Below are 2,453 nucleotides of genomic sequence, written 5' to 3' on the forward strand. Positions count from 1 at the left end.
ACGATGTTCATGCTTGCTCCGTCCATTAATAAAGCATCGTATCGAAAACATAATAAATACGTGTCTTCTTTTAAAAGAAAGGCTTTTAATTCAAACAAAGGCCATTGCCCTAAAGGAAATACATGATTAGTCATTCGAGAACGTTCTTCTTGTAAGCGAGCATTTTGATTCCTATCATCTAAATCTATGAGACTTACTATTTCAATCTCGTAATCAGGAACGCTTTGTAATATTTGCTGTTCTCCCTCTGGTAAAATTACAGCTCGTAACATCGGATGACGTTGAATTACCTTTTGAAAACTTTTTGAAAGACGATTGATATTCAATTCTGTTTCATATTCAAAATAAGTTTGAGGTGAAATACCACTTAATTCAAACTGTGAATTCCGTCCTAACATGTACGCTGTCTGAACCTCTGTTAAGGGAAATGGCTTAGACAAATCTTTAACATGGGTTGGTCTATTTTCAAAGTTTTCCGTTTTATGCTCTAACTTTACACAAGTACTAAGTTGAGCAATCGTGGGATGCTTAAAAAAATCTGTTGTACTTATTTTTAAGCAGTCTTTTCTTAATAGATTAATTACCTGAAGTGCTTTAATCGATTCTCCTTTTAAAGCAAAAAAATTATCATGAATACCGATTCCCTCAATCTCCATAACTTTTTCCCATGCATGCACCAATTTTTGTTCAATTTCATTGCGCGGGGCAACGTATGGAATTGATACATAATCTGTTTGTGTTATATCTAATAACCTTTTCCTATCTACTTTCCCATTTGGATTCAACGGAATCTCTTCCACCTGAATCATTTTTTCAGGAATCATAAACTCAGGTAATTTATCACTTAAATATTTTCTGATTTCATCAAAAGAGACCTTATTATCCGATACATAGTACGCAGCTAATAATTTCCTATTTCCATATACTTGATCAACAACGATAGCTTGGTTTATTTCTGGATATTCCCTTAACTGGCTTTCGATCTCTCTTAATTCAATCCGATATCCCCGAATTTTTACTTGATGATCCATTCGACCTAGATATTCAAGTTCTCCATTAGGCAACCAACGAACGAGATCACCCGTATGATACATCATTTCTCCTGCCGTAAAGGGACTCGGTACAAACTTTTCATCTGTCAGTTTAGATTTCCCAAGATACCCTCGTGCTACCGCCACGCCACCAATGCAGAGTTCACCCGGAATTCCAAATGGTTTTAATTGACCATACCTATTCAATATATAGGAATGATAATTCGGGTTGGGACTTCCAATCGTAACTTCTTTGGCAGAGCTCAAATCCTTTACTGTTGCACAAATGGTTGTTTCTGTAGGACCATAAATATTTAAAATTGTCGCTTCACTGATGCATCGAATTTTTTCAACCAAATCAATGGAAAATGCTTCTCCTGCTAACAAAATAGATTTTAAATCTTTTAGAAAATTTGCCCCTTCTGGATCACTCAAAATCACTTCCATTCGCGATGGCGTTGATTCCCATAAATCCACCTTATGTTCTTTGACCAAATAAGCTAATTCTTTTGTTGCGAACTGATCCTCTGTAGCAATAACTACTTTCGAACCTTGTGTTAAAGGCAGACATATTTCTAACAAGGAGATATCAAAAGATACACTAGCAAGAAACAAGAATGACTGATTATCTTTTACTTTTTCTCTCATTACACTTAAAAAATGGACAAGAGATTTCTGTTCTACCATTACCCCTTTTGGATTCCCTGTCGATCCCGATGTGTAAATAACATAAGCTAAATCATTAGGATAACTTTCTCGAACTAAATTACTTTCCTCACCTTGGAAGAGATATTCCTCATCAAGATACAGCACTTCACCCGCAAATTGCGGCAATTCTACTTCTGTTCGCTTGCTCAGTAAACATTTCGCTTGACTATCTTGTAACATATATTCAATTCGTTCATTTGGATAGTTAGGATCGATTGGTAAATACGCTGCTCCTGCTTTTAAAATCCCCACCATGCCAATGATCATTTCCAATGACCGATCTACCATAACCCCAATAATATTTTCTTTGGAAACACCTTTACTTTGAAGAATAGAGGCCAATTGATTTGCTTTCTTATTCAATTCTCTATATGTCAAAGATTGATCATTACAAACAACAGCAATTTGATCTGGGGTTTTTAACACTTGTTCCTCAAACAAATTTTGAAATGATTGAGACAATTCTATGTCCGCCTGACCTTGATTCAATTCTTCTAGCAACTCTTTCTCTTCTTCTGAAATGATACAAATATCTTTCACAGCCAAATTCGAATTTGTTGACACTTGCTTTAAAACATAAAGATATGAATTTGCAAACTGTTGCAAAGAAGAGAATGAATGAGACTTGAAAGAAATTTGAATTTCAAATTCATTATGTATTTCATTCCATTTTCTTTGTATCCAGATGGCTAAATTATTCTCTGCATATTCTTC

Annotated in this window: 1 protein-coding gene; it reads right to left on the bottom strand. The window is 34.9% G+C overall.

Features of this window, described 5'->3' with window-relative positions:
- Positions 1-2,453: non-ribosomal peptide synthetase (locus AB3X49_RS21335; protein ID WP_367964587.1), on the bottom strand; the 2,453-nt coding region annotated here is incomplete at both ends.

Origin of the sequence: Bacillus sp. C30 (genome assembly GCF_040838255.1) — a bacterium.
GTDB classification, from domain to species: domain Bacteria; phylum Bacillota; class Bacilli; order Bacillales; family Bacillaceae_G; genus Bacillus_A; species Bacillus_A mycoides.